Below are 20,057 nucleotides of genomic sequence, written 5' to 3' on the forward strand. Positions count from 1 at the left end.
CGAACACCGCGAGCCCGGAGCCCGTCCAGCTCGAAATGGACTTTGACGGACTGGAAGCAGACGAAGCGCTGATTGATGGCCGGCGTCGGCCCGGTGTACAAAAAGAACTGCCGGATCCGGTGGTGCAGAATAATCCCGGTGCGGTGAGCGCACCGCCGCCGGAAGCCTTTCCGACCGACGAATTTCCGGTTCCGGATCGCTGGCGCATCATGCAGTCGCTCTGCCCGCAAAAGGGTGGCGACCAGTCGATCTACAAGCTGTTCGGCGCGCTGCGAGCCAATTGCAGCAGCACACTCAACCCCTATGCCCAGAACGTGCTCAAGGGGGACAAACCGATTCCGGCCGACAAGAAACCCGGCTTCCTGAAGGGCGATGACTGGTTTTTCGTGGTCAACGCCATTTCTGACACGGTCGTCGAACCGCGCAGCTTTCCGATCCCGGTTGGTGTGCAGACCACGGAGCGGGCCAATAGCCTCGACGTTTTTGGGCGCTCCAACTCCCTCGTCCTCGCCCAGACATTCATCACTGGTGTAGCGCTGATCAAGGGCTCAACCGCCTACAAGCCGCCTGATGTTGAATATCGCCTGACCCTGGCCACCCAGGTCAATCATGTCGATGTTCCCGAACGCCGGGTCTTGTTCGTGGAACCGTCCAGGTCGTCCAATCGTACGGATTTCTTCGTCGGTGTGCAGGAAGCGTTTTTCGACTATCATATCCGCAACACCTCGGCCCGCTACGACTTTGACAGCTTCCGGATCGGCATCCAGCCGATGCAGGCGGATTTCCGCGGCTTCCTGTTTCAGGACAATCAGCTGGGCTTCCGCCTGTTCGGAACGCGCGACAATAACCGCGTGCAATATAATCTTGGCGCCTTCGTGCAGCTGGAAAAAGATACGAACAGCGGTCTCAACGACATCTTCCAGACACCGCGCGAAAGCTATATTTTCTTTGCCAATCTCTATCGCCAGGATCTGCCCTTTGTCGGCCTGACCAGCCAGTTCAGCGTGACCTACAACATGAACCGCGAACGCAGCGATATCGAGATTGACGACAATGGTTTCCCGGTTCGGCCTGCCCTGCTCGGCGATCTGCGCGGCCGGGCCTATGACGTGGTCTATCCCGGCTATGCGGTTGACGGGCGGATCGGGCGCATCAATGTCACCGGGCAGCTTTACGGGGCATTCGGCGAAGACCGGAACAGCTTCTTCACCAGCGAACCAGCCAAGATCCAGGCCTTTTTTGCGGCGGCTGAAGCGAGCTATGATGTCGATTTCTGGCGCTTCCGTGCATCCGGGCTATTCGCCAGCGGGGATGGCAATCCCTATAACAATACCGAAGCCGGATTTGATGCGATTTTTGAAAACCCGATTTTCGCAGGCGCCGATACCAGCTACTGGATCCGCCAGACCATCCCGTTCGCAGGCGGCGGTCGCGTGATCAGCATCAACGGTCGCAATGGCATCCTGAATTCCCTGCGTTCCTCCAAGGAACAGGGCCAGAGCAATTTCAACAATCCGGGTACGATCCTGGCGGGTGTCGGCGTCGATGCGGATCTGACGCCGGACTTCCGGCTGTCCGCCAACGCCAATCATCTCTGGTTCCACAAAACCGAGAGTCTGGAAGCGCTTCGAGTGGAAGGGTCGATACCGAAAGATATTGGCTGGGATCTTTCCATGGCCGGGATCTACCGCCCCAATGCCAACCAGAATCTCGTGTTCCGGCTGTCGGGCGCCGCATTGCTGCCGGGCAAGGGATTCAAGGATCTGTTCGATCAGAGTGACAAACGCGATTTCCACTATTCCATCCTCTTCAACGCAATATTGGCTTTCTGATATGCAGCTGATCCAGACCCTTCTTCATCAGAAAAAATGGCTTCTCGCGGGACTGGGAGCTCTGGTACTGACGGCAGCTCCCGCCTCGCTGCTGATGGCGGCAGGCAAGGAAAAGCCGCAGAAAATCGATTACAGCTTCACTCCGCCCGCGCCGCAGAACCAGACATGGGATGCGGCCGAAGCAAAGAGTTCGGGCTGTGTGTCCTGTCATACCGACAGCGACCAGAAGACCATGCACGAAACCCCGGCGGTGGTACTGGGGTGTGTGGACTGCCATGGTGGCGATGCCGCAGTCACCGGAGACAATAGCTGGGGCAAGAACAGCCTCGCCTATATGGATGCGCTCAAGAAAGCGCATGTCCTGCCCAAATATCCGGAAAGCTGGCACTGGCCTTCCTCGGCCAATCCCAAGCGCAGCTATGCCCTGCTCAACAAGGAATCACCGGAATTTGTGCGGTTTGTGAACCCTTCCGATTACCGCGTTGCCCGCGAGGCCTGTGGCGCTTGTCATATGGAAATTATCGAGGCGTCGGAGCGGTCGCTGATGGCCACAGGCGCGATGCTGTGGGGCGGTGCTGCCTATAATAACGGGATCGTGCCGTTCAAAAATTATGTGTTCGGCGAAGCCTATACGCGCAAGGGCGAAGGCGCGACGATCAAGTCCCCGGGCAATCCGCACGGCACCGTGACCGAGGAACAGAAAAAACGCGGCGCCCTGCCCATTTTATATCCCCTGCCCACCTGGCACACCATCCCGCCGGGCGATATATTCCGTGTGTTCGAGCGTGGCGGGCGCAATATCAACACGCAGTTCCCCGAGATCGGCCTGCCCAATATCGGCGGCATCATCCAGCGCCTCGAAGAACCCGGACGACCGGATCTGAAACAGTCCAATCGCGGTCCGGGAACCGGCCTCCGCGTGGCCATTCCGGCACTGAACATTCACAAGACCCGCCTCAACGACCCGTTCATGTGGTTCATGGGCACCAACGACCAGCCCGGCGATTACCGGCAGTCCGGTTGCGCCGGGTGCCATGTCGTCTACGCCAATGACCGCGAACCGCGGCACAGTCTGATCTGGGCGAAGTACGGCCGTGATGGCCAGACCCAGACGGTGGATCCCACCATCCGCAATCTGAAAGAAGGCGAGCACCGGACCGGCAGCTATGGAACCTATGACGCCGCCCATGGCAAAAAAGGCAAATATGGCGGCAAGGATGACCATGCAGGCAAGGCCGCCGGTAATGATGACGGCCACGGCGATGATCATTCCGGCGATATCGACCCGGCGAAACGCGAAAAAGGTCATCCGATCAAACACACCTTTACCCGCGCTATTCCCACCGCCCAGTGCATGAACTGTCACATGCACCAGCCGAACATCTTCCTGAACAGTTATCTCGGCTACACGATGTGGGACTATGAATCCGACGCGCCCTACATGTGGCCCGGCCCAGACAACAAGACGCCGCGCCCCGAAGGCATGAGCGACGAGGAATATGCGAAGATCTACAAAACGCAGAAATTTCCGACCGCCGAGGAAGTTCGCAAGGTGCTGGACCGCAACCCGGAAGGTGCAGCACCCAAGGGGCTGTGGGCGGATATCGATTTCCTGCGCAATGTCTATGATCTCAACAGCGAGCTGAAAGACACGCAATTTGCCGACTATCACGGCCATGGCTGGAATTTCCGGGCGATCCTGAAACGCGATCGCGAAGGCAATTTGCTCGACGCGGATGGCGATATTATCGACAATGATGATCCCGAAAAATTCCGCCGCGAAGAGGAAGAGAAATTCGTCAAACCCGGTATCAATCCCGGCAAATCCGTGCACATGATGAGCATCCATGCCGAGGTCGGCATGCAATGCGCGGACTGCCACTTCGCCCAGGACAGTCATGGCAATGGCCTGATCTATGGTGAGGTCGCCAATGCGGTGGAAATCAGCTGCAAGGACTGTCACGGCACCGCCGATGCCTACCCGACACTGAAGACCTCCAATCTCGCTGCCCGTCCGAAAGGCAAGGACCTGGCACTGCTCCGCAATGCCGATGGACAGCGGCGCTTTGAATGGATGCAGGATCCCCAAGGCAATCGGGTGCTGATCCAGAGGTCAATTGTCGATCCCGAGCTCAGCTGGCGCGTCAGTCTGGTCAAGGACAGCGTCGATCGTGATCACCCCGACTTCAACATGAAGGCGGCGCGGTCAAAGCTGATGTCGAAAACCGCCTCGGAAACCGGCAAGTACAGCTTCGGAACCGGTATCGCGGCAGAAGATCGCGCGCACAAGGATGACAATATGGTGTGTTTCACCTGCCATCTCAGCTGGACGACCAGCTGTGGTGGCTGTCACCTGCCGATTGAGGCCAACTGGCAGGCGGAAAGTCATCGCTATGAAGGCGGCACCACTCGAAATTATGCGACCTATAATCCCCAGGTTGCACGGGACCAGATGTTCCAGCTCGGGCTCCATCAGACCACCAAGGGCAATATCATCGCCCCGGTGCGTTCCACTTCGGCGCTGGTCTTGTCCTCGACGAATATCAACCGCGAACGGATCTATGTGCAACAGCCGCCCATATCGGCCATCGGTTACTCGTCTCAGGCCTTTGCCCCGCATTTCCCGCATACCGTTCGCAAAACGGAAACCAAGCAATGTTCGGACTGTCACCTGAGCGAAGCGAATGACAATAATGCGATCATGTCCCAGCTGCTGCTGCAAGGCACGAATTTCGTCAATTTTGTCGGACTCCACGCCTGGGTGGGACTGGAAAAAGGCTTTGAGGCCGTGCGCGTCACCGAGTGGGATGAACCGCAGGCGGTGATCGGGTCCTATCTCCAGAAATATGCCTATCCCGATTACTGGCGCATGCATGTCGAGGACAATGATCGCGAGCTGATCAACTGGGTGCGCGGAAAGACGCTGGATGGTGACCTCTCGGGTGAGACCAAGGCGCTCGAGGAATTTGCCAATGTCGTGCAGGGCACAGGTGATGCGGTGCGCTGTCTACAGCTGCGCGGCGAATACATGTTTGTCGCCGAGGGCAAGGGCGGCTTCCGCGCCTACGATGTGGCCTCGATCGGCAACAAGGGCTTTTCCGAACGGATCGTAAAGGCGCCCTTCTCATCTCTGGGGCACGACACGCATGTCGACACCAAGAATGCGACCTGCATGGCGCTGGCCACCAACCAGCCGATCGCACCCACCCGCAACACCAAGGAACTGCGGGAGATAAATGAAGAACAGCCATTCCACCCGATCTACAATTATGCCGTGATCACCGATAGCGAAGAGGGTCTCGTGCTGGTGGATGTCAATACACTGGCCGATGGCGAGTTCCGGAACAATTTCTTCAAGCGCGCCGCCACATGGAATGAGGGCAATGTTCTTGCCGGAGCCCGGCATATCACGCTGGCCGGCCACTATGCTTACATCGCAGCGGCATCGGGCCTGGTTGTGATCGATCTCGACGACCCGCTGAAACCCCGTCATGTCACGACTGTGCCGATGACCGATGCGCGGGCTTCCGCAATCCAGTTCCGTTATCTCTGGGTCACTGACACAGATGGCGTGAAGCTGTTTGACGTCACCGATATGGAAAACCCGGTTGCGGTTGAATCGGGGACCATCCCGCTCGCCAACGCCCAGCGACTCTATCTCGCCAGGACCTATGCCTATATCGCCGCAAAAAACGAAGGTCTGGTGATCGCCAACATTACCAGGCCCGAAGCGCCGGTTATCTATCGCAAGGAAACATTTGGCGGACAGATGAATGATGCCGAAGACGTGATTGTCGGATCAACCAATGCGACACTGTTCGCCTATGTTGCGGATGGTCGCAACGGGTTGAAGGTCATTCAGCTGACCTCGCCGGACAGCCAGCCCAATTATTACGGCTTTTCACCGCCGCCGGTGCCAGAACTGATCGCTTTCGCGCGCACGCCCAAGCCGGCGCTGGCACTGTCCAAAGGGCTGGACCGCGATCGCGCGGTCGACGAAACCGGCGGGCAAATGGCGATATTTGGCCGTATCGGTTCGCGTCCGTTCAACCGCAGCGAGATGCAGCGCTTCTATCTCAACAAGCAGGGCAAGCCCTATTTCGTGAAGGATGCGGTGGACATGGCGGACTGGGTCGGCGCCAAGGCCCCGCCAAAAATCGCCCGACGATAAGCGAAAAAAAGGGGACCGGGTCTGAAACAGACGCCGATCCCCGTTCCCCGAAACGCAACTCGGGGAAACCTCTTTCCCGTTCCGGTTAAAGGGGAAGTCCGGAAACGGGACGGGTTCTGGAATTTTGTCAGCAGTTGCCGTCGATGGCGCGTCCTGCCAGGGCACCTACGGCGCCGCCGATAATGGTACCTTCGGTCTTGTCGCCGCGGCGGGCGATCTCGTTGCCCAGCAGTCCACCTGCAATGGCACCGATTATCGTACCGCCGGTTCCGCGATCACAGCCTCTGTAACGGCGGCGATCATTGCGATAGCGGCGTTTTTCACGATAGTAGCGACGGTCCCGGCGATCATAATAGCGATCACCACGATAATAGTCGCCGCGCCGATAATAGCGGCGATCATCGCCCACCCGTTCGAAATAGGCGTCACCATAACCCTGGTAATAGCCACTCCGTGCTTCCGCAGGTGTTGCGAAACTCATGGCCGCTACAGCAGCAGCGGTAATCGAAACTGTACCCAAAATCTTGTTCAACATTGTCTTACTCCAATGAGCCTCACTTGCGATGTAGCGGGACCCGACTCAATTAATGCCCGACGAGAATGTTTCTAGACGACCAGCATTGACCCGATGCTGAATGCGGGTTTTATCTGAGGTTCATATTTAGGGGTAGTTTTATGAACACTTTGAAAGTTTCGCTTTGAGCACAGGCGCTTGCTAGCAAAAATCAGTACCCCTAATCTTTTCAATCATTGTCGCCAGCAGCTGCGCCCGATAGCTGCCAGACAAATAGAAAATGGAGAGACAGGCATGCAATTGAAGGGCAAGACAGCCGCAATCACGGGTGGTACCGCGGGCATTGGCAGAGGCATTGCCGAGCTATTTCTTGCGGAGGGCGCCAATGTCGCGTTGATGGCCCGCAACCCGAACAAAGGGGCGAAAGTCCTGGAAGAAATCGACGCCGGTGATCGCGCCATGTTCGTTGCCGGGGATGTTATGGACCAACAGTCGGTCGAAGGCTTTATCGATCAGACAGTAGATCAGTTCGGGACGGTCGACATTCTGGTCAACAATGCCGGTGGAGCCGGAGATCTCGCACCTCTGGCAGATCTCAGTGACGAGTCGTTTGATCAGGCGATGAAATGGAATATCTACGCCACATTCTGGGCGACACGACGCGCACTGAAACCGATGCTCGAGCAGCAATCCGGCCGCGTGATCAATATCAGCTCCACCGAAGGCAAGATGGGCAAGCCGACCTTCGCACCCTACACAATCGCCAAACATGGCATTAACGGGATGACCAAGTCCGTGGCACAAGAAGTCGGCACCCAGGGGATTACCGTCAATGCCATCTGTCCGGGACTTGTGCTGACCGACCTCATCATGGATAGCGGCCCGGCGACAGCGGCCGGCATGGGGATGACGTTCGACGAGATGATCGACATGTTTTCCCAGGAAAGTGCCCTGAAACGTCCCAACACGGTTGAAGAAGTGGCCGCCATGGCCCTGCTGCTTGCATCGGATGCCGGAGCCGGCATCACCGGCGCGCTGCTCAGCGTTGACGGCGGAACCGCGCAATATTAGCAGCAGATCCGGAAGGATGTGATGCATGTCGATAGGCCTGGTTGAACTGCTCATTGCGGCACTTGTTGTCGCCTTGTTGCTGATCTGGCGGCTTTGGCCCAAACAGCAGCGCGGGGACCTGACCGCCCCGCCCCCAGGTCTGCAGTCCGATGTTCAGATGGCCAGGCCTGACGAGCGACCACGAATGTCGCAACCGGACACAGCCGGTTTGTCCACCGATGATCTGTCTCGGGGTGCAAGGCGCGGCACGGTCAAACATGAAAGCGACTACAGTGAAGAAGACCTGATGATGCGGGACGTCCGCGCCGCGCTCCATCGGGGATCGGTATCGGAAGCAGTTGAAAGAGTCCGACGGACCCGAAACATCGGCGAAGAAGAAGCTCTGGATTTTCTCGAGACGATTGGCCTGCCAAAGTAAAAGCTGCGGATCAAGCATATCGGAGCCATTGCCGCTGACATTGCCAATGAAGCCCGTGCGCTCAAACCGAGAAGCCAAATATTAGGATATTTCACCATATTTCGGTTCAGGGTAAAATCCTGTAAATCAAAATTTCTCCTTAAATTATTGTATTATATGCTTTTTTTAAAACTGGCACGCCCTGTGCAGAGCATTGGGCATCTTCGCAACAAGCTTTGTGAAGCCAGATTTAAACGAAAGGAACTCCAAATGTTGAATGCAAATATCCAGAACCAGATCGCCGCCGCTTTTGCCGCTATCGTATCCGCCGCCGTTTTCGTTGGTGCCAGCATCGGCCCCGCAGCTCAGAACGTGTCGTCGTTCATCGCCTGATACCGAAACCCCAGACCAAAAGGAAAAACATCATGTTCTCCCCCAAATTCCAGAGCCACGCCATTGCCGCTATTGCAGCTCTCTTCTCCGCCGCCATCTTTGTCGGTGCCAGTGTTGGCCCCGCCGTTAGCAACAGCGGTCTGATCGCCTGATCGCTCTGACCGGCAACTGGTCCGGGATCTATCCCTGACCCCTGCCCTCAGAGCGCATCAGCCACCAGGCCAGAATGAACAGAAGCAGGAACAGGCCGTCGATCATGGCGCCGACAAACGGACCCCCGACAGCCAGTCGACCCTGCGACCACAAGACAAGAGACGGCACAAAAAAGGACGCCTTTTCCAGGATGGCAATCGGGATCAGTGATCGGTACCGCACCGGATCCCTCGCGATCATGATGAAGATAATCTGGAAAACCAGTGCCAGACCGTGAAAGCCATAATAGAATTCCGGGTGAGACAAGGCCGGCTGAATCTGGCTTTCACCGAAAAAACCTGGTACCAGCACGACAATTCCAAATATGGCGGCAACCCAGAAAATCGTTTTGGTTGCTTTCATCGCTTGTCCCTCCCCTGAAACTGTTCCCTCGCCATATCGAGCACCGAAGATCAGCCGTAACATGATCGGCTGAAACAGGACAGAGGTCCGGGACGCAAATCGCACCGGACTCTGGTCAGTCGTCGCTAAACTGCTCCATGATGGTGCAATAGATCAGGCCGATCCCGAAGACGGCCATCATTCCGATAAACAGCAATACCGGACCTTGCATCAGATGTTCGGACATATTTCCTCTCCTTTGCTGAACGGAGAAAGAATATGTCGCGTCCAACGGACGCATCATTGATCTGGGTCAATCCTGACCGGAACCCGGGAACATCGTGCCCAAGTGCCAGAATTCCCCGATTATCGGCACTTCAGGTCGCCGCGATCAATTTCCCGGCCGAGCAAGGCACCGCCGGCTGCGCCAAGAATTGTTCCCAGGGTCCGGTCGCGACCCCCGTCAATTTCGCGCCCCAGGAGAGCGCCTACTGCCCCGCCAATAATCAAGCCGGTCGTGCCATTGTCCCGCTTGCAGTAATAACGGCCGTCCCGGCCTTTCCAGACCCGGTCATCGCGACGAAGTGCCCGCGGCTCGATATAGCGTCCACGATCATCATAAATGCGATCGCCGCGCCGGTCACCGACCTGGGTGAAATGCGCCTCCGCGATCTGGTCTGTTCCGGTAGCCAGGGCAGGAGCAGCCGGCAGCATCAAGGTTGCTGCAGACAGGGAAAGGAAGAATTTGGTCATGTCAGTCTCCTGCAATCAGTGGGAATCAACTTGTCGCTCCAGAATGCCACCCGAGACTGAATGGCACATGACACCTTCTGACAATTTCGCGCGGACCCGACAAAACGTTTTCTGCGGACGACAAGCTGCCTGGTCGGGTCAGGTTTCCCGGGTCAGACTGCGCACCAGATCAGCTTCCAGCGCAGCGAAATCGGCATGGCCGGTCACCGGCGTGATCCGCTTTCGCCATTCGGCATCAAGACGTGACGCAATTTCGGGTGGCAGGGATCTACGAGGCGCATCGCTGGACCGGATTTTGGCGGAGTCGCTGCCAGGCGGTAACCCGCCCCGCTCTTCAGAGACCTTCCGCATCATCGCATCATCAAAGCGATCCTTGTGCGCTAGCATCCAGGACCGGCTGGTTCGCTCCTCGACCAGATCCAGCAGCGCATCATCGCATGAGATTCCGCAGAATGACGAGAATTTCCTGATCACCAGCCGCTTTTCGGCAACCACATGATCATAGGACAGCAATAACGTGTCCGGCTCGTCCCGCCGGTCCCACCAGCTCAGCAAATGATCCCAGTAGTCTGCATCGACAGGCCCACGCAAGCGTGACCAAAAGCCGTAAAACTCCTCCAGCGACACCGATCCCGGTTCCAGAAACCAGCCTTCGAAAAAGTGAAAGGCGGACAGAAAGACGGGGCCAGCAGCCCTCAGCGGAATGACATAACGCATGCCCGATGGCGCGGCCCCGTAGTGGAGGTGGCTTTTGAAACCGCGGGGCTTGGCGCGCTGGTCCGCATTGATGTCGAGACCAAGAACCGGTGCAGTCTCGATCCATGGCACGACTCTGCTGATATCGTCAAAATCCATGTCTCCGCCGGTGCGCAGCTGGTGAAACATCTGCTGCATCATTGTCGTGCCCGACTTGCCATAGGGCGAAATCATCACATCGCCGGACTGTGGCCTTGGCGGCTTCAACGCGGGGTCTTCCGGGGGCGTGAAAATCCGCGCCATCAGCGGTCCCAGTTCTTCGAGTGACCGGGCCCGGCCCTTATCTGTTTTCATTGTCCGTCCCATGCGTCCAGATGTTTGTTGTTCCGCCGATTATGACAGGCTGGTTGCAGAACGGCAAAGCCTTTGGCCCGCGCCGAACTTTGATGCTATTCGTCATTCCATGAACAAGACTCTGGTCACCGGCCTTTTAGCTGGCCTGACGATATTCGCAGCCGGTTTTGTACTCGGTATCATCCGGACCCTGTGGCTGGTGCCGCAAATGCCTGCGTGGCAGGCGGTGCTGATCGAAGGCCCCGTCATCCTGACACTGACCTGGTTCGTTCTGAGATTCTGGGTCCGGCGCGGCGCTATTTCCGCAGCCACTTCCACACGGCTGATGTTCGGCGGAATGGCGCTCATTACATTGTGGCTGTGCGAATGGATAATGACCATCGCTCTGATGACCGAGGATCCCGGTTTCTTCTTCCGTAGTCTGGCCACATTGCCGGGAGCGATGGGACTGGCAGGCCAGCTGCTGATTATATTCATGCCGTTGTGGATGAAGCCGGGTCAGGACCCTATACGATAAAGTTCTGCCTTATTTGCGATCCCTATCGCCAACGCAGGAATGTCCGCCATTCGCCAAAGGGCTCCCAGATTGCCTGCAAGTCCGCCGCAATAGTCGCTTCATCCTCACCCAGAACGTCCCGGCGATAACGATAGACGAAGGCGGAAACGCGCATGTTGGCTGCACAGTGGATCCAGATCGGTTTGTCCCCCTGCTTTGCCAACACTGCGGAAAACCGGGCAAAATCTTCTTCGGCAGGATGTTTGAAATGCACGGGGATGTGGATGTAATCGATGCCCAGCCGCTCCAATATGGCTGCTTCATCCGGCAAAGCATTCTCCGCTCCCGCCGGAGCAAGATTGACCACGCGATCAAAACCCGCCGCATGGATAGCCACAAACTGACCTTCGGTGGGCTGACCGGAAGTATGGAGCTGTTCGTTGATCTGGCGATAGTTATAGACTGCTTCCGGGCGGTTTCCGCGCAGGCTTAGCCCTGTGAACTTGCGGATCATGGTAGCACAAAAGCCGAATATGGTGCGGAGCGTATTGCGGTTCATGACCAAAAACTAGCGGCTCGCCGCCCGGATGAAAAGGCGTGTCCCGCAAACCTGCCCATTCCGTTTGCACGGCGATTTGCAAATTTCGCAGTCAAGAGTAGACTGGCTAGTGGGAGGAAACCGTGCGGGTCGCGCCTTTGACCATGGTTTTCGAGGGGGAGGACCAGTGCGCGACTCTGCAAATATTGTCGTTTGTCCCGTGTCCCCGCACCTGTGCGGCGGGATACTCCTGTCGCCATTCACCATGAACAGGAGAAGAAGATGCGGAAAATTGGTATGATATCAGCGGCGGCATTTGGCGCCTTGATCCTTTCGGGAACGGCGCAAGCCGACAATCATTCCGGCGGAGGCGGTGAAGGGCCGTCCATTTACAGCTCTACCGGAACGATCAAGGCCGATCTGATTGGCGGCGTTGGCCCCAAAAAGAACCTTTATGTCGGCGCAACCTGGTCCGAAGAGCTGAAGATCAAGACTGCCAATGGCAATATGGTCTCGGTCAAGGCCCAGTGCGTGGGGATGAGCCAGCCGGAGCGCCGGCCCTTCGAACGTCATGTCACTTGCGACATGGACGACGGTGATGGCGGCAAGGGCAGCGTGATCATGGGATGCAATCCCGACATTGATCCGGCAACCATGCGCTGCATGGGCATGTTCGAAGGCAAAGGTGGCAGCGTGGATGGTCATGCCAGCCTGGTTACCGCGTTCTACAAGTTCAACGAGGACGGAAGCGGAACGGTACAGGGCAGCGGCCACTGGATTCGCTAAAGCCAAAAACGATCCGAGCTGTCGCAGGACGCAAAAACAAAGCCCCGCCAGATCGCTCTGACGGGGCTTTGCTGTTTCCTGTTACCGCTTCTCAGGCGTAGCTGACTTTCACATTGGCCTTGCGCTGACGCCGCATCGCCCCACCGATGGCACCAAAGCCAAGGATCATGAACGCCCATGTCGCCGGCTCGGGAACCGCAGCAATCCCGACATTATCAAATTCGAACGAGTTGGACGAACTTGCGAACTCCAGGGACTGCAGAAAAGTCGGAGCATCAAAGGTTGCCGTGAAACGGAAGTTCGTTCCCTGATCAATACGGTTCCCGTTTGCCGGTGGCAGATCATTGCCGGTGACGGTGAAATTGCCCGAAGTGGTGAAGATATTCAGCGTATTGTAGGTATCGACGCTACCCCAGTCGAAGGACACAGCGGACACCAGACGGTTTACCAGCAGGGTGGCACTGTCGCCGCCGAGCACGGCAATCTGGGACGAGCTGTTTCCGGGCAAGGCCGCGGCATTGCCCTGGGTGGAAGAGAAATTGATATAATCGCCGGTCAGAGCGCCGCCACAATCGGACACGCCGTCACAAACGACGATTTCGCCGGGATCGAGAACGCCAATATCAGACTGGCTGAGCACGATCGCAGCATTGGCTGGAGCGACGCTTGTCGCCAGAACAGCTGCGCCAAGCAGCATTTTTTTGGTAAGCATGAAAAACCCCTGTTTTTAGCTCCGATGCGAATCATTGCGCGCCGAAGTACAGACCCTTTAGACTTTATAAACCATCAAAGCTTTTGGCATCAATGTTTCGTCCGGTAAATTCTGTTCCAAATCGGGACATGGGCCGGTTGCAGATCCTGGCGATTCTGAATTGCCGGGCCTGTGATGCTCCAGACAAAACTGGATGAACTGGACGGTTGTTTGAGCCTGCGCATAACGCGCTATCCCTTATTGGAGGCGGGTCAGCGGGATTTGCGCTTGGATTGACATTTTCGGCCACCTCCCATGAGCACGGACAGGAACCGGCCGGATCTTCACAGGTTTATGGCCGGACCTCCATTGGCAATATCCAGCCCCAGGGTGTATCCTGCGGCGGACCTGATTCGCTGAACCCCGCCTTGCGATAGGCGGCAATGGCCCGGCTATTGTCCGGGTGGGGATCCGTTGCCACGACTGGTGCGCCGTCTTCAAAAAGCGCCTTCAGACGCTGGGCGATGAAACCGGAGCCATGCCCCTTGGCGAGCAGGTCCGGCTCGCCAATAAACTGGTCAATCCCCCGCGTCCCTTCCGGCAGGGCGAGGAAATGGTGATTGTCCCAGCCATGCACCCGATAATCCTGCATATAGGCAAAGGGCCGTCCGGCAAGCGAAACGATCCGGCAGTCAACCCGCGGATCATTCAGATCCCGGGCATCGGCAGGCTCCACCGTATCCCACCACTCGCTGACATGCGGCGGCGCCTGCCATTCGAGCAGCAGCTCCAGATCTGCGGTCGTCGCCTTGCCAAATTCATAGAGGGGCGTCACCATCACCGGAGCAGATTATCACATCCGGATGCTCCGGCAACGGGACAGGCCGATAATCTGGCGGGAACCGGGTGTCACCCCGACGGATCCAGCCGCAGCCGGGGCCATAGCCAGATCAGCACCATCGCCGCCGGGATCAGCAGCGCGCTTTCGAACGGGGCCCATTCCAGCGGCTGCGGGAGGTTGCCGAACGCATGACTGACCAGCGCAGGAATGAGTGACCTTGTGGCGTAGACCGACCAGGCACAAACGCCGCCGACCAGAAAAACCGTAGCCAGGTTGAACAGGGCAAAGCCATCTGGCCGCACATATTGCGTGTGAACAATCGCGAAAATCAGTGCGGAGAGGACAATCGCCCAGACCGGGGAAAAACGCTGGCCAAGGCTGCCCAGAACATAGCCACGAAAAAACAGTTCCTCGACGACAGGAACAACGACAAAACTGCTGATCGCCATGAAGATCCAGAATTCCGCTGTCCATTCCGATCCGTAGATCAGGTTCCAGATCGCAGGCGTGTCCCCGAGCGGAGCGATGGTAAAGTGATACCAGCGGGGCAGGATGCTGAGCAGATGCAACGGGATGGCAATGGCGAGCCCGAACAACAGCAATTGCCAGAAAGGGAGCGGCGATGCCCGCTTCCCCAATGGCCGGGTCACGCGAAAGCCGCGTGCCCGCGCGAGTAGCCCGGCGGCGAGAAGCAACAGCCCCCATTTGACCAGATGGGACCGGCCCTCGAGGAACGCCAGCGCAGCCCAGTCCGGCGGAGGTTGCGCCAGCGCCCGATCCGCCGCACCGGGATCGCCGCTGACAAGTGCCACAATCTCACGCGCCAGAAGCCCGAACACCAGCAGCAGAATGATCGGCTCGATCACAATCCAGGCTCGCGATTTCCAGATGGATGTCACTGCCGGCCGCTCCCTCGGCATTTGGTTGCAAATGGTGGGTGCATCTCAGGCCGTGGCCATCTGTGCCGGCTCCGCACTGTTGAAACGCAACAGGGCAACCGGCAGGAATAACGCGACGCTGATGAGCAAAAGCACACCCGCCTGATCCAGCTGGCTTTCACTCCCGCCGAGGCGCAGCATGACGGCACTTGCACACCAGGCCAGAAACAGCACCGCCAGCAACACCCGGTTCGTGCGCGTCAGCGGTGGCCGCTCGTCCGGTGCCCGGTGCCAGACTAGCACGGACAGCGCGATCAGCCACAACAGGCCGGTATGACCGATGATCAGACTGCCCAGAGGAATCTCGACACCCAGTGTATCACCATGCATTACCAGCGGTTCCTCCGATCCCGTCACCATCAGGATGGCCGACAGGAAGAACAGCCCGAAATAGAGACAGCCCCACCAGCCGAACTGGCGCGCGGTGCCGCGAACCAGAAACCATAGTGTGGCCAGCGCCAGCAGCGTGAACAGCAACACCACCAGCCAGTCGAAATTGATCGACCGCCCCGACAGATCCATGCCGAGAAGCGGCAGCCCCCAGGCATAGGATTCGCCGTCCATTGGCACCCGGTTGCTTGGCAGCCAGGTCAGAACGAGGAGCGGCAGCATCAGGACAATGGTCAGCACCCGCACGATTTTCCACATGATTTTCCCTCCCGTATATGTTGCGCAGCTTCCGCATATCCGACTCGGTGTATTAATACACTAAATCAATGGAATGCCAAACAGAAGATGCTGGAGGCTGGCCTGGCTCAGCCACGTTCAGCGAGATCGTCCCAATACGGGATCCGTCATTCTGCGGTACCCGGGAAATGGCTATGTTTTGTCGATAGAAGATGTTATCAGTTTGTTAATACTGACCATTCCGGCGCCAGTGATTTACAATCCAAGTACTGTCGCGATATGTAAAGAGGGGATATCATATGAAAAAACTGTCACTGGCATTGCTTGCAACATCGGCGTCTCTGGCCTTCGCAACGCCTGCATCTGCCGCCGCGATCATTTATACGATTTCAGGCAATGGATCCGGAGTTCTGGACGGCACCACTTTCACCGATGCCAACTTCTCCTTCACACTGGCCGGAGACACAGACGATCTCGTCGATATCGGAGGAGGCGTGAACATCGATCCGCTGGCATCCGCTTCCTATAATATTGACGGTCTCGGTTCCGGAACATTTTCGATCGCCACGCGGCTGGGTCAGAATACCGGCAATAATGTCGTGTTCTTTGGTTTCGCCGGCGGCGGAATTGATCTGTTCGATTTCGATATCGGATTCAACCAGGATCTTGCGGTGAGTTTCGGTCCCCTGTCCAATACAGGCGGTGTATTTGCGCTTAGCCAGTTTGACGACATTGCCACGTCCGGCGGTGCCTTGAGCTTTGATGCAGCAGGCGACGTCCTGTTTTCAGGCCGGCTGGTCAACGGCGCGGTTCCCGAGCCAGCCACATGGGCCTTCATGATCCTGGGCTTTGGCGCGATTGGCGGGGCCATGCGGCGCCAGAAGAACACGGCGCGGAAAGCCAATATGAAAGTCAGCTACGCCTGAGCCTTTGCCTGACAGAATATTTCGAGAGCCCCGCCCGAGCGATCCGGCGGGGCTTTTTGATTCTGGCGGCGGCGATGGTCCGGGCACCCGGCGCACGTGCACATGCTATTCATCGAGCTCCTGAATGGTGTTGATAGTATCAGCGGTAACCGCCACCGCGAGGACGGCTCCCGCAACCACAAGACCGCCAATGACCCATAATGCCGTGTTTCCGCCTCCTCCTTCATCCTCCGCCTGGTCAGCCTGCAAGGTCGGGCCAAATTTCGCCAGCTGCTTTCCATTCAGCAGCATCCTGGGGGCTGGTTCGAGCGTGAAAGACAGGCTGGTTTGATGCTGCAGACTGGTCTGCTCATCCCAATTTGCCCGGAATCGAAGCGCTGGATCAGATTTAACTGGCTGAAACCGGTGCGTTTGCACGGCAAAGTCCAGCCTTGGCGTATTGTCTGCAGAACTGCGCTGCCCGCCAAGCGGGATCGTGACCTTCGCGACGGCGCGGGTCTCGCTTTGGCCCTGCAGTTCAAAACTGCGCAAAGTCTGTGCGGAAGCAGCCTGACCCAACAGCGCGATCGAAAACGCGCCTGTCCATATGTGCAATCTCTTCACGTCCATTCCCCCGTAGCGACATTTCTGGCTTAAGCAGACATCGTAAATTGAATTCCGGTGATGCTACAGGATTATGTCCGGTTCTCCGGCGGGTGGCGTCGGGCCGACAGGGCCGTCTGTTTCCGGGTGCGCCGCCGACAACACGCGTTGGCGGAGCGGAAAGAAGACACCATGAGCGTGAATATCCGGTCCATTACTGTCAATCCAGAGCGAAGAATGCGATGGAATGGATAAGTGTTGAGGCCCCTCCCCTACTCCAGCCACCATTGCACCACGCCGGCGATCAGGGGGAGCCAGGTCAGCGCGGACAGGGTGAAGACCAGCATGAGCGGAAAATCTGCCCCTGGGCCGCCGAAAACAGCCAGAAAACTATTGGATCACATGACCGTTTATGTTAACCATTTTCGCAGGGTTCGTATCATCTTGAGCAAAATTGGGCCCGGCCCTTTTGTTCGACATATCGAAATGGGGTTTTCATAAACATGCGTATTTTATCGTCCGCGATAGCCTTTTCGGCTGCCGCCTTCGCACTTTCGAGCGCTGCCAATGCAGCGATCATCATCAACATCCAGGAAAGTGGATCGGACGTCGTGGGAACTGCGACCGGCACGCTGGACCTGACTGGACTGACGGACCTGGGAACAATTCCGATCCGTTTGGCCGTGCGCGGGACGCCCGGCTATTTCGGGGGCGGTTCGAATGGAGCTGTTCAGGCTTATACCGGCATCACTGGTCCGGCAAACTGGGGCCCCGGTTCACTGACCGACGCGACCTCATCGTCCGGAGACATGTTCGCCTTCAACCCCAGATTCAGCGGTTCGCCACGGGTATTCGTGCCGATCGGATATACCAGCAACTCGGCAATCTCGTCGTCGTCCACCTTTGCCGGTGAGACTCTGGCGAGCCTCGGCCTGACCGAAGGCACCTATCTCTACAATGCTCCGAATGACACGATCACGGTCATTATCGGAAACGTGCGCGGCGCGGTGCCCGAACCGGCGACATGGGCGTTCATGATCCTCGGCTTTGGCGCCATTGGCGGTGCGATGCGGCGCCAGAAAAACACGGCGCGCAAAGCCAATGTGAAAGTCAGCTACGCCTGAATTTTCACATAGCAGAAAATTTCGAGAGCCCCGCCCGAGCGATCCGGCGGGGCTTTTGTTTTGGGGAGCCGGCCCCCTCTCCTCATTCCAGCCACCATTGCACCACGCCCGTGATCAGGGTGGACAGGGTGAAGAATCGATACGTTAGTATCTGCACCGATCATCCGAACAGGAGCAACAGGACAAACAGCAAGGCGGACCAAAACATGAATCCTGCGGCGATAGCGACAGCGGCCTGTCGTGCCTTTTTGTGATACCCGGAGAAAAGCAAAATCACTACAAAAGGTATGGAAACGATCATGATGTTCCCGAAGAAAAAGAAGCCCGCCCACGCGATATCGCTTAGTGGCTCCTCTTTTTCGTTTCCCAGATAGCTGTTTTCCTGTTCCGCCTGATCAATCACGGTCTCCACGTCCGTTTGCGAAACATCCCTGTTGGCGAGCTCCTGCCTTGCCGCCGAAATCATCTCGGGAACGAACCCTTCTTCGTCTTTGGAAAACGCGATCCTCACCAGATCCTCATCCGGCATGCGCTCCACTCTTGCGGCAAAATCCGTGTCGTTCATTCATGCCCCCTGTCTGTATCGCGACATTGTTAAGGCGATGCGGGACCAAACGCACCCATATTCTGATTTCGCCAGCGTCGAACGAATTCCCCCCTTCGAAACAAAGCATGAGAAAATCCCCTTTTTCCAGCTTTCGGCATTAACTGCCCGCCTGCTCCAGCCACCATTGCACCACGCCGGCGATCAGGAGGAACCAGATCAGGGCGGACAGGGTGAAGACGAGCAGGCGGAGGAGTCGTTCGCGGACGGAGGGCGGACCCGGCGGGGGACGGTTGCGCGGGTGGTGCCGGACCGGGCGGTATTTGTGGCGGCGGGTCATCTGTGGCTTTCCAGCCACCACCAGAGCAGCGCACCGGCCAGCACCATCGCGGCGCAGGCGATGCGAATGAGTTTTTCGTACGTCCGAGAGTCCATCGGCTCCCTCCCCTGATCTCTATCCAGAGGCAGCCCGGCTTTTGGAGCAAATGCGCGCGATCAAGGGTCGGATCCGAAACGGTCGCAAAGCCGGGTGTTTAGAACCCTGTACGTTCGTCCAGAGCGCCGCCACCTTTAGGCGGACCCTGGACATGCGTGACGGCCACCCGGCCGCTATAACAACGACCGGCGAACGTAATTTTGAGGTTCTAAAGCCCCACGGCAGGAATTGGCCTACCGCAGGGAGAAGTCTAGCGGATTGGCTGGATGGTGGGAAGAGGCGATGCAGGGTGGCCGGAGATGTCAGGTGGTAAGCACAGCCTCCAATTACCATTTCGTCATCCGGTAACACTATGGAGATGACGAAATGGTACTGGGCTAGCCTGTATGGCAAGCGTTAGCGCAATAGTAACAGCCATTTGATTGAGGATACGTTTTTTTGGCTTCTGCGACGGCTCCGTAACAACTAGTGTGATAACCTAGATCCTTCTGATTGGATGCCAATGGCATATTATTACATCCGGCAGTCTTGTTATGGACTTCATGATCGCCGTTCGATTGCGCATTCTTATTCACAATAAAGTGAGGCATAGTTCTTCTCCCTAGCGCTTGCTGTCAGGTGTTCGGCGAACTTGCGTCCATCCGCGGCCCGATTCTGTTGTCGGAGGCATCCGTTCATTGTCGCGCACCGTTGCATAGTTATCATACCGGGCTCCGCGTGGACCCGTTTCTTGGAAAATTCCGCCGTTTCGGCCCGAATTGCTCCCTGGTTTTTTCATTTACTTACCTTTCATATTGCTGCCGAATCGGCCGA

21 protein-coding genes are annotated in these 20,057 nt (G+C 57.3%); 9 read left to right on the forward strand and 12 right to left on the reverse strand.

Going from position 1 to position 20,057, the window contains the following annotated elements:
* Positions 1-35 precede the first annotated feature (35 nt).
* Positions 36-1,832: a hypothetical protein gene (locus tag BUQ90_RS15355; protein WP_420812026.1), complete on the forward strand. Its 1,797-nt coding sequence runs from the start codon at positions 36-38 to the stop codon at positions 1,830-1,832.
* A gap of 1 nt (position 1,833) precedes the next feature.
* The gene (locus BUQ90_RS15360) at positions 1,834-6,003 is read left to right on the forward strand and encodes a hypothetical protein (RefSeq protein WP_074205991.1); all 4,170 of its coding nucleotides are present in this window, start codon (positions 1,834-1,836) and stop codon (positions 6,001-6,003) included.
* Between the two features lie 127 nt (positions 6,004-6,130).
* Here BUQ90_RS15360 and BUQ90_RS15365 read toward each other — a convergent pair whose 3' ends face one another.
* Positions 6,131-6,538 (reverse strand): glycine zipper 2TM domain-containing protein, encoded by a 408-nt coding sequence (locus tag BUQ90_RS15365; RefSeq protein WP_074205992.1) that lies wholly within the window; start codon positions 6,536-6,538, stop codon positions 6,131-6,133.
* Between the two features lie 273 nt (positions 6,539-6,811).
* Between BUQ90_RS15365 and BUQ90_RS15370 the strand changes: the two genes are divergently transcribed.
* The 3 genes from BUQ90_RS15370 (at position 6,812) to BUQ90_RS17935 (ending at position 8,378) form a co-directional block, all read left to right on the forward strand.
* Positions 6,812-7,588 carry an SDR family NAD(P)-dependent oxidoreductase gene (locus BUQ90_RS15370; RefSeq protein WP_074205993.1) on the forward strand — a complete coding sequence of 259 codons (777 nt, stop codon included), beginning with the start codon at positions 6,812-6,814 and terminating at the stop codon, positions 7,586-7,588.
* Positions 7,589-7,613: 25 nt separating this feature from the next.
* Entirely contained in the window at positions 7,614-8,006 is a 393-nt protein-coding gene (locus BUQ90_RS15375; protein ID WP_074205994.1) for a hypothetical protein, read from the forward strand.
* A gap of 249 nt (positions 8,007-8,255) precedes the next feature.
* Entirely contained in the window at positions 8,256-8,378 is a 123-nt protein-coding gene (locus tag BUQ90_RS17935; protein WP_275425818.1) for a hypothetical protein, read from the forward strand.
* 180 nt (positions 8,379-8,558) lie between these two features.
* Here BUQ90_RS17935 and BUQ90_RS15385 read toward each other — a convergent pair whose 3' ends face one another.
* The 3 genes from BUQ90_RS15385 to BUQ90_RS15395 all read right to left on the reverse strand — a co-directional run bounded on the left by BUQ90_RS15385 (position 8,559) and on the right by BUQ90_RS15395 (position 10,715).
* The gene (locus tag BUQ90_RS15385) at positions 8,559-8,933 is read right to left on the reverse strand and encodes a hypothetical protein (RefSeq protein ID WP_074205996.1); all 375 of its coding nucleotides are present in this window, start codon (positions 8,931-8,933) and stop codon (positions 8,559-8,561) included.
* A gap of 345 nt (positions 8,934-9,278) precedes the next feature.
* Complete coding sequence (locus BUQ90_RS15390; protein ID WP_074205997.1) at positions 9,279-9,665, reverse strand: glycine zipper 2TM domain-containing protein; 387 nt, start codon at positions 9,663-9,665, stop codon at positions 9,279-9,281.
* 138 nt (positions 9,666-9,803) lie between these two features.
* On the reverse strand, positions 9,804-10,715 hold the full coding sequence (locus tag BUQ90_RS15395; protein WP_239447451.1) for a sulfotransferase domain-containing protein: 912 nt from the start codon (positions 10,713-10,715) through the stop codon (positions 9,804-9,806).
* A 109-nt stretch (positions 10,716-10,824) separates the two neighbouring features.
* Here BUQ90_RS15395 and BUQ90_RS15400 point away from each other — a divergent pair, with 109 nt between their 5' ends.
* A complete protein-coding gene (locus tag BUQ90_RS15400) occupies positions 10,825-11,232 on the forward strand; it encodes a hypothetical protein (RefSeq protein ID WP_074205999.1) in 408 nt (135 codons plus the stop codon).
* 22 nt (positions 11,233-11,254) lie between these two features.
* Here BUQ90_RS15400 and BUQ90_RS15405 read toward each other — a convergent pair whose 3' ends face one another.
* Complete coding sequence (locus BUQ90_RS15405) at positions 11,255-11,770, reverse strand: protein tyrosine phosphatase family protein (protein WP_204244804.1); 516 nt, start codon at positions 11,768-11,770, stop codon at positions 11,255-11,257.
* A 261-nt stretch (positions 11,771-12,031) separates the two neighbouring features.
* Here BUQ90_RS15405 and BUQ90_RS15410 point away from each other — a divergent pair, with 261 nt between their 5' ends.
* Complete coding sequence (locus BUQ90_RS15410; RefSeq protein WP_074206000.1) at positions 12,032-12,535, forward strand: hypothetical protein; 504 nt, start codon at positions 12,032-12,034, stop codon at positions 12,533-12,535.
* A gap of 91 nt (positions 12,536-12,626) precedes the next feature.
* On the opposite strand, the gene BUQ90_RS15415 is transcribed toward BUQ90_RS15410, so the two are convergent.
* The 4 genes from BUQ90_RS15415 to BUQ90_RS15430 all read right to left on the reverse strand — a co-directional run bounded on the left by BUQ90_RS15415 (position 12,627) and on the right by BUQ90_RS15430 (position 15,653).
* Complete coding sequence (locus BUQ90_RS15415) at positions 12,627-13,247, reverse strand: PEPxxWA-CTERM sorting domain-containing protein (RefSeq protein ID WP_074206001.1); 621 nt, start codon at positions 13,245-13,247, stop codon at positions 12,627-12,629.
* Between the two features lie 331 nt (positions 13,248-13,578).
* Positions 13,579-14,064, reverse strand: coding sequence for a GNAT family N-acetyltransferase (locus BUQ90_RS15420; protein ID WP_074206002.1), 486 nt, complete (start codon positions 14,062-14,064; stop codon positions 13,579-13,581).
* A 71-nt stretch (positions 14,065-14,135) separates the two neighbouring features.
* Complete coding sequence (locus BUQ90_RS15425) at positions 14,136-14,966, reverse strand: CPBP family intramembrane glutamic endopeptidase (protein ID WP_159437121.1); 831 nt, start codon at positions 14,964-14,966, stop codon at positions 14,136-14,138.
* Positions 14,967-15,011: 45 nt separating this feature from the next.
* Positions 15,012-15,653, reverse strand: coding sequence for a hypothetical protein (locus BUQ90_RS15430; RefSeq protein WP_074206004.1), 642 nt, complete (start codon positions 15,651-15,653; stop codon positions 15,012-15,014).
* 278 nt (positions 15,654-15,931) lie between these two features.
* On the opposite strand from BUQ90_RS15430, the gene BUQ90_RS15435 reads away from it, so the two are divergent.
* Positions 15,932-16,558 carry a PEPxxWA-CTERM sorting domain-containing protein gene (locus BUQ90_RS15435; RefSeq protein ID WP_074206005.1) on the forward strand — a complete coding sequence of 209 codons (627 nt, stop codon included), beginning with the start codon at positions 15,932-15,934 and terminating at the stop codon, positions 16,556-16,558.
* Positions 16,559-16,663: 105 nt separating this feature from the next.
* On the opposite strand, the gene BUQ90_RS15440 is transcribed toward BUQ90_RS15435, so the two are convergent.
* Positions 16,664-17,161 carry a hypothetical protein gene (locus BUQ90_RS15440; RefSeq protein ID WP_143182884.1) on the reverse strand — a complete coding sequence of 166 codons (498 nt, stop codon included), beginning with the start codon at positions 17,159-17,161 and terminating at the stop codon, positions 16,664-16,666.
* 482 nt (positions 17,162-17,643) lie between these two features.
* Between BUQ90_RS15440 and BUQ90_RS15445 the strand changes: the two genes are divergently transcribed.
* On the forward strand, positions 17,644-18,264 hold the full coding sequence (locus tag BUQ90_RS15445; RefSeq protein ID WP_084192734.1) for a PEPxxWA-CTERM sorting domain-containing protein: 621 nt from the start codon (positions 17,644-17,646) through the stop codon (positions 18,262-18,264).
* A gap of 160 nt (positions 18,265-18,424) precedes the next feature.
* Here BUQ90_RS15445 and BUQ90_RS15450 read toward each other — a convergent pair whose 3' ends face one another.
* Both BUQ90_RS15450 and BUQ90_RS17630 read right to left on the reverse strand, forming a co-directional pair.
* Entirely contained in the window at positions 18,425-18,829 is a 405-nt protein-coding gene (locus BUQ90_RS15450) for a hypothetical protein (protein WP_143182885.1), read from the reverse strand.
* Positions 18,830-18,968: 139 nt separating this feature from the next.
* On the reverse strand, positions 18,969-19,148 hold the full coding sequence (locus tag BUQ90_RS17630) for a hypothetical protein (RefSeq protein WP_143182886.1): 180 nt from the start codon (positions 19,146-19,148) through the stop codon (positions 18,969-18,971).
* Positions 19,149-20,057 lie beyond the last annotated feature (909 nt).

This window comes from Parasphingorhabdus marina DSM 22363, from assembly GCF_900128895.1.
In the GTDB taxonomy this organism is placed as follows: Bacteria; Pseudomonadota; Alphaproteobacteria; order Sphingomonadales; family Sphingomonadaceae; genus Parasphingorhabdus; species Parasphingorhabdus marina.

Coding starts and splice junctions, on each gene's coding strand:
- BUQ90_RS15415 (WP_074206001.1), bottom strand. CDS start 13,247: ATGCTTACCAAAAAAATGCTGCTTGGCGCAGCTGTTCTGGCGACAAGC.
- BUQ90_RS15375 (WP_074205994.1), top strand. CDS start 7,614: ATGTCGATAGGCCTGGTTGAACTGCTCATTGCGGCACTTGTTGTCGCC.
- BUQ90_RS15450 (WP_143182885.1), bottom strand. CDS start 18,829: ATGAACGACACGGATTTTGCCGCAAGAGTGGAGCGCATGCCGGATGAG.
- BUQ90_RS15355 (WP_420812026.1), top strand. CDS start 36: ATGGACTTTGACGGACTGGAAGCAGACGAAGCGCTGATTGATGGCCGG.
- BUQ90_RS15410 (WP_074206000.1), top strand. CDS start 12,032: ATGCGGAAAATTGGTATGATATCAGCGGCGGCATTTGGCGCCTTGATC.
- BUQ90_RS15445 (WP_084192734.1), top strand. CDS start 17,644: ATGCGTATTTTATCGTCCGCGATAGCCTTTTCGGCTGCCGCCTTCGCA.
- BUQ90_RS15360 (WP_074205991.1), top strand. CDS start 1,834: ATGCAGCTGATCCAGACCCTTCTTCATCAGAAAAAATGGCTTCTCGCG.
- BUQ90_RS17630 (WP_143182886.1), bottom strand. CDS start 19,148: ATGACCCGCCGCCACAAATACCGCCCGGTCCGGCACCACCCGCGCAAC.
- BUQ90_RS15420 (WP_074206002.1), bottom strand. CDS start 14,064: ATGGTGACGCCCCTCTATGAATTTGGCAAGGCGACGACCGCAGATCTG.
- BUQ90_RS15370 (WP_074205993.1), top strand. CDS start 6,812: ATGCAATTGAAGGGCAAGACAGCCGCAATCACGGGTGGTACCGCGGGC.
- BUQ90_RS15390 (WP_074205997.1), bottom strand. CDS start 9,665: ATGACCAAATTCTTCCTTTCCCTGTCTGCAGCAACCTTGATGCTGCCG.
- BUQ90_RS15385 (WP_074205996.1), bottom strand. CDS start 8,933: ATGAAAGCAACCAAAACGATTTTCTGGGTTGCCGCCATATTTGGAATT.
- BUQ90_RS15365 (WP_074205992.1), bottom strand. CDS start 6,538: ATGTTGAACAAGATTTTGGGTACAGTTTCGATTACCGCTGCTGCTGTA.
- BUQ90_RS15435 (WP_074206005.1), top strand. CDS start 15,932: ATGAAAAAACTGTCACTGGCATTGCTTGCAACATCGGCGTCTCTGGCC.
- BUQ90_RS17935 (WP_275425818.1), top strand. CDS start 8,256: ATGTTGAATGCAAATATCCAGAACCAGATCGCCGCCGCTTTTGCCGCT.
- BUQ90_RS15395 (WP_239447451.1), bottom strand. CDS start 10,715: ATGAAAACAGATAAGGGCCGGGCCCGGTCACTCGAAGAACTGGGACCG.
- BUQ90_RS15405 (WP_204244804.1), bottom strand. CDS start 11,770: ATGAACCGCAATACGCTCCGCACCATATTCGGCTTTTGTGCTACCATG.
- BUQ90_RS15430 (WP_074206004.1), bottom strand. CDS start 15,653: ATGTGGAAAATCGTGCGGGTGCTGACCATTGTCCTGATGCTGCCGCTC.
- BUQ90_RS15400 (WP_074205999.1), top strand. CDS start 10,825: ATGAACAAGACTCTGGTCACCGGCCTTTTAGCTGGCCTGACGATATTC.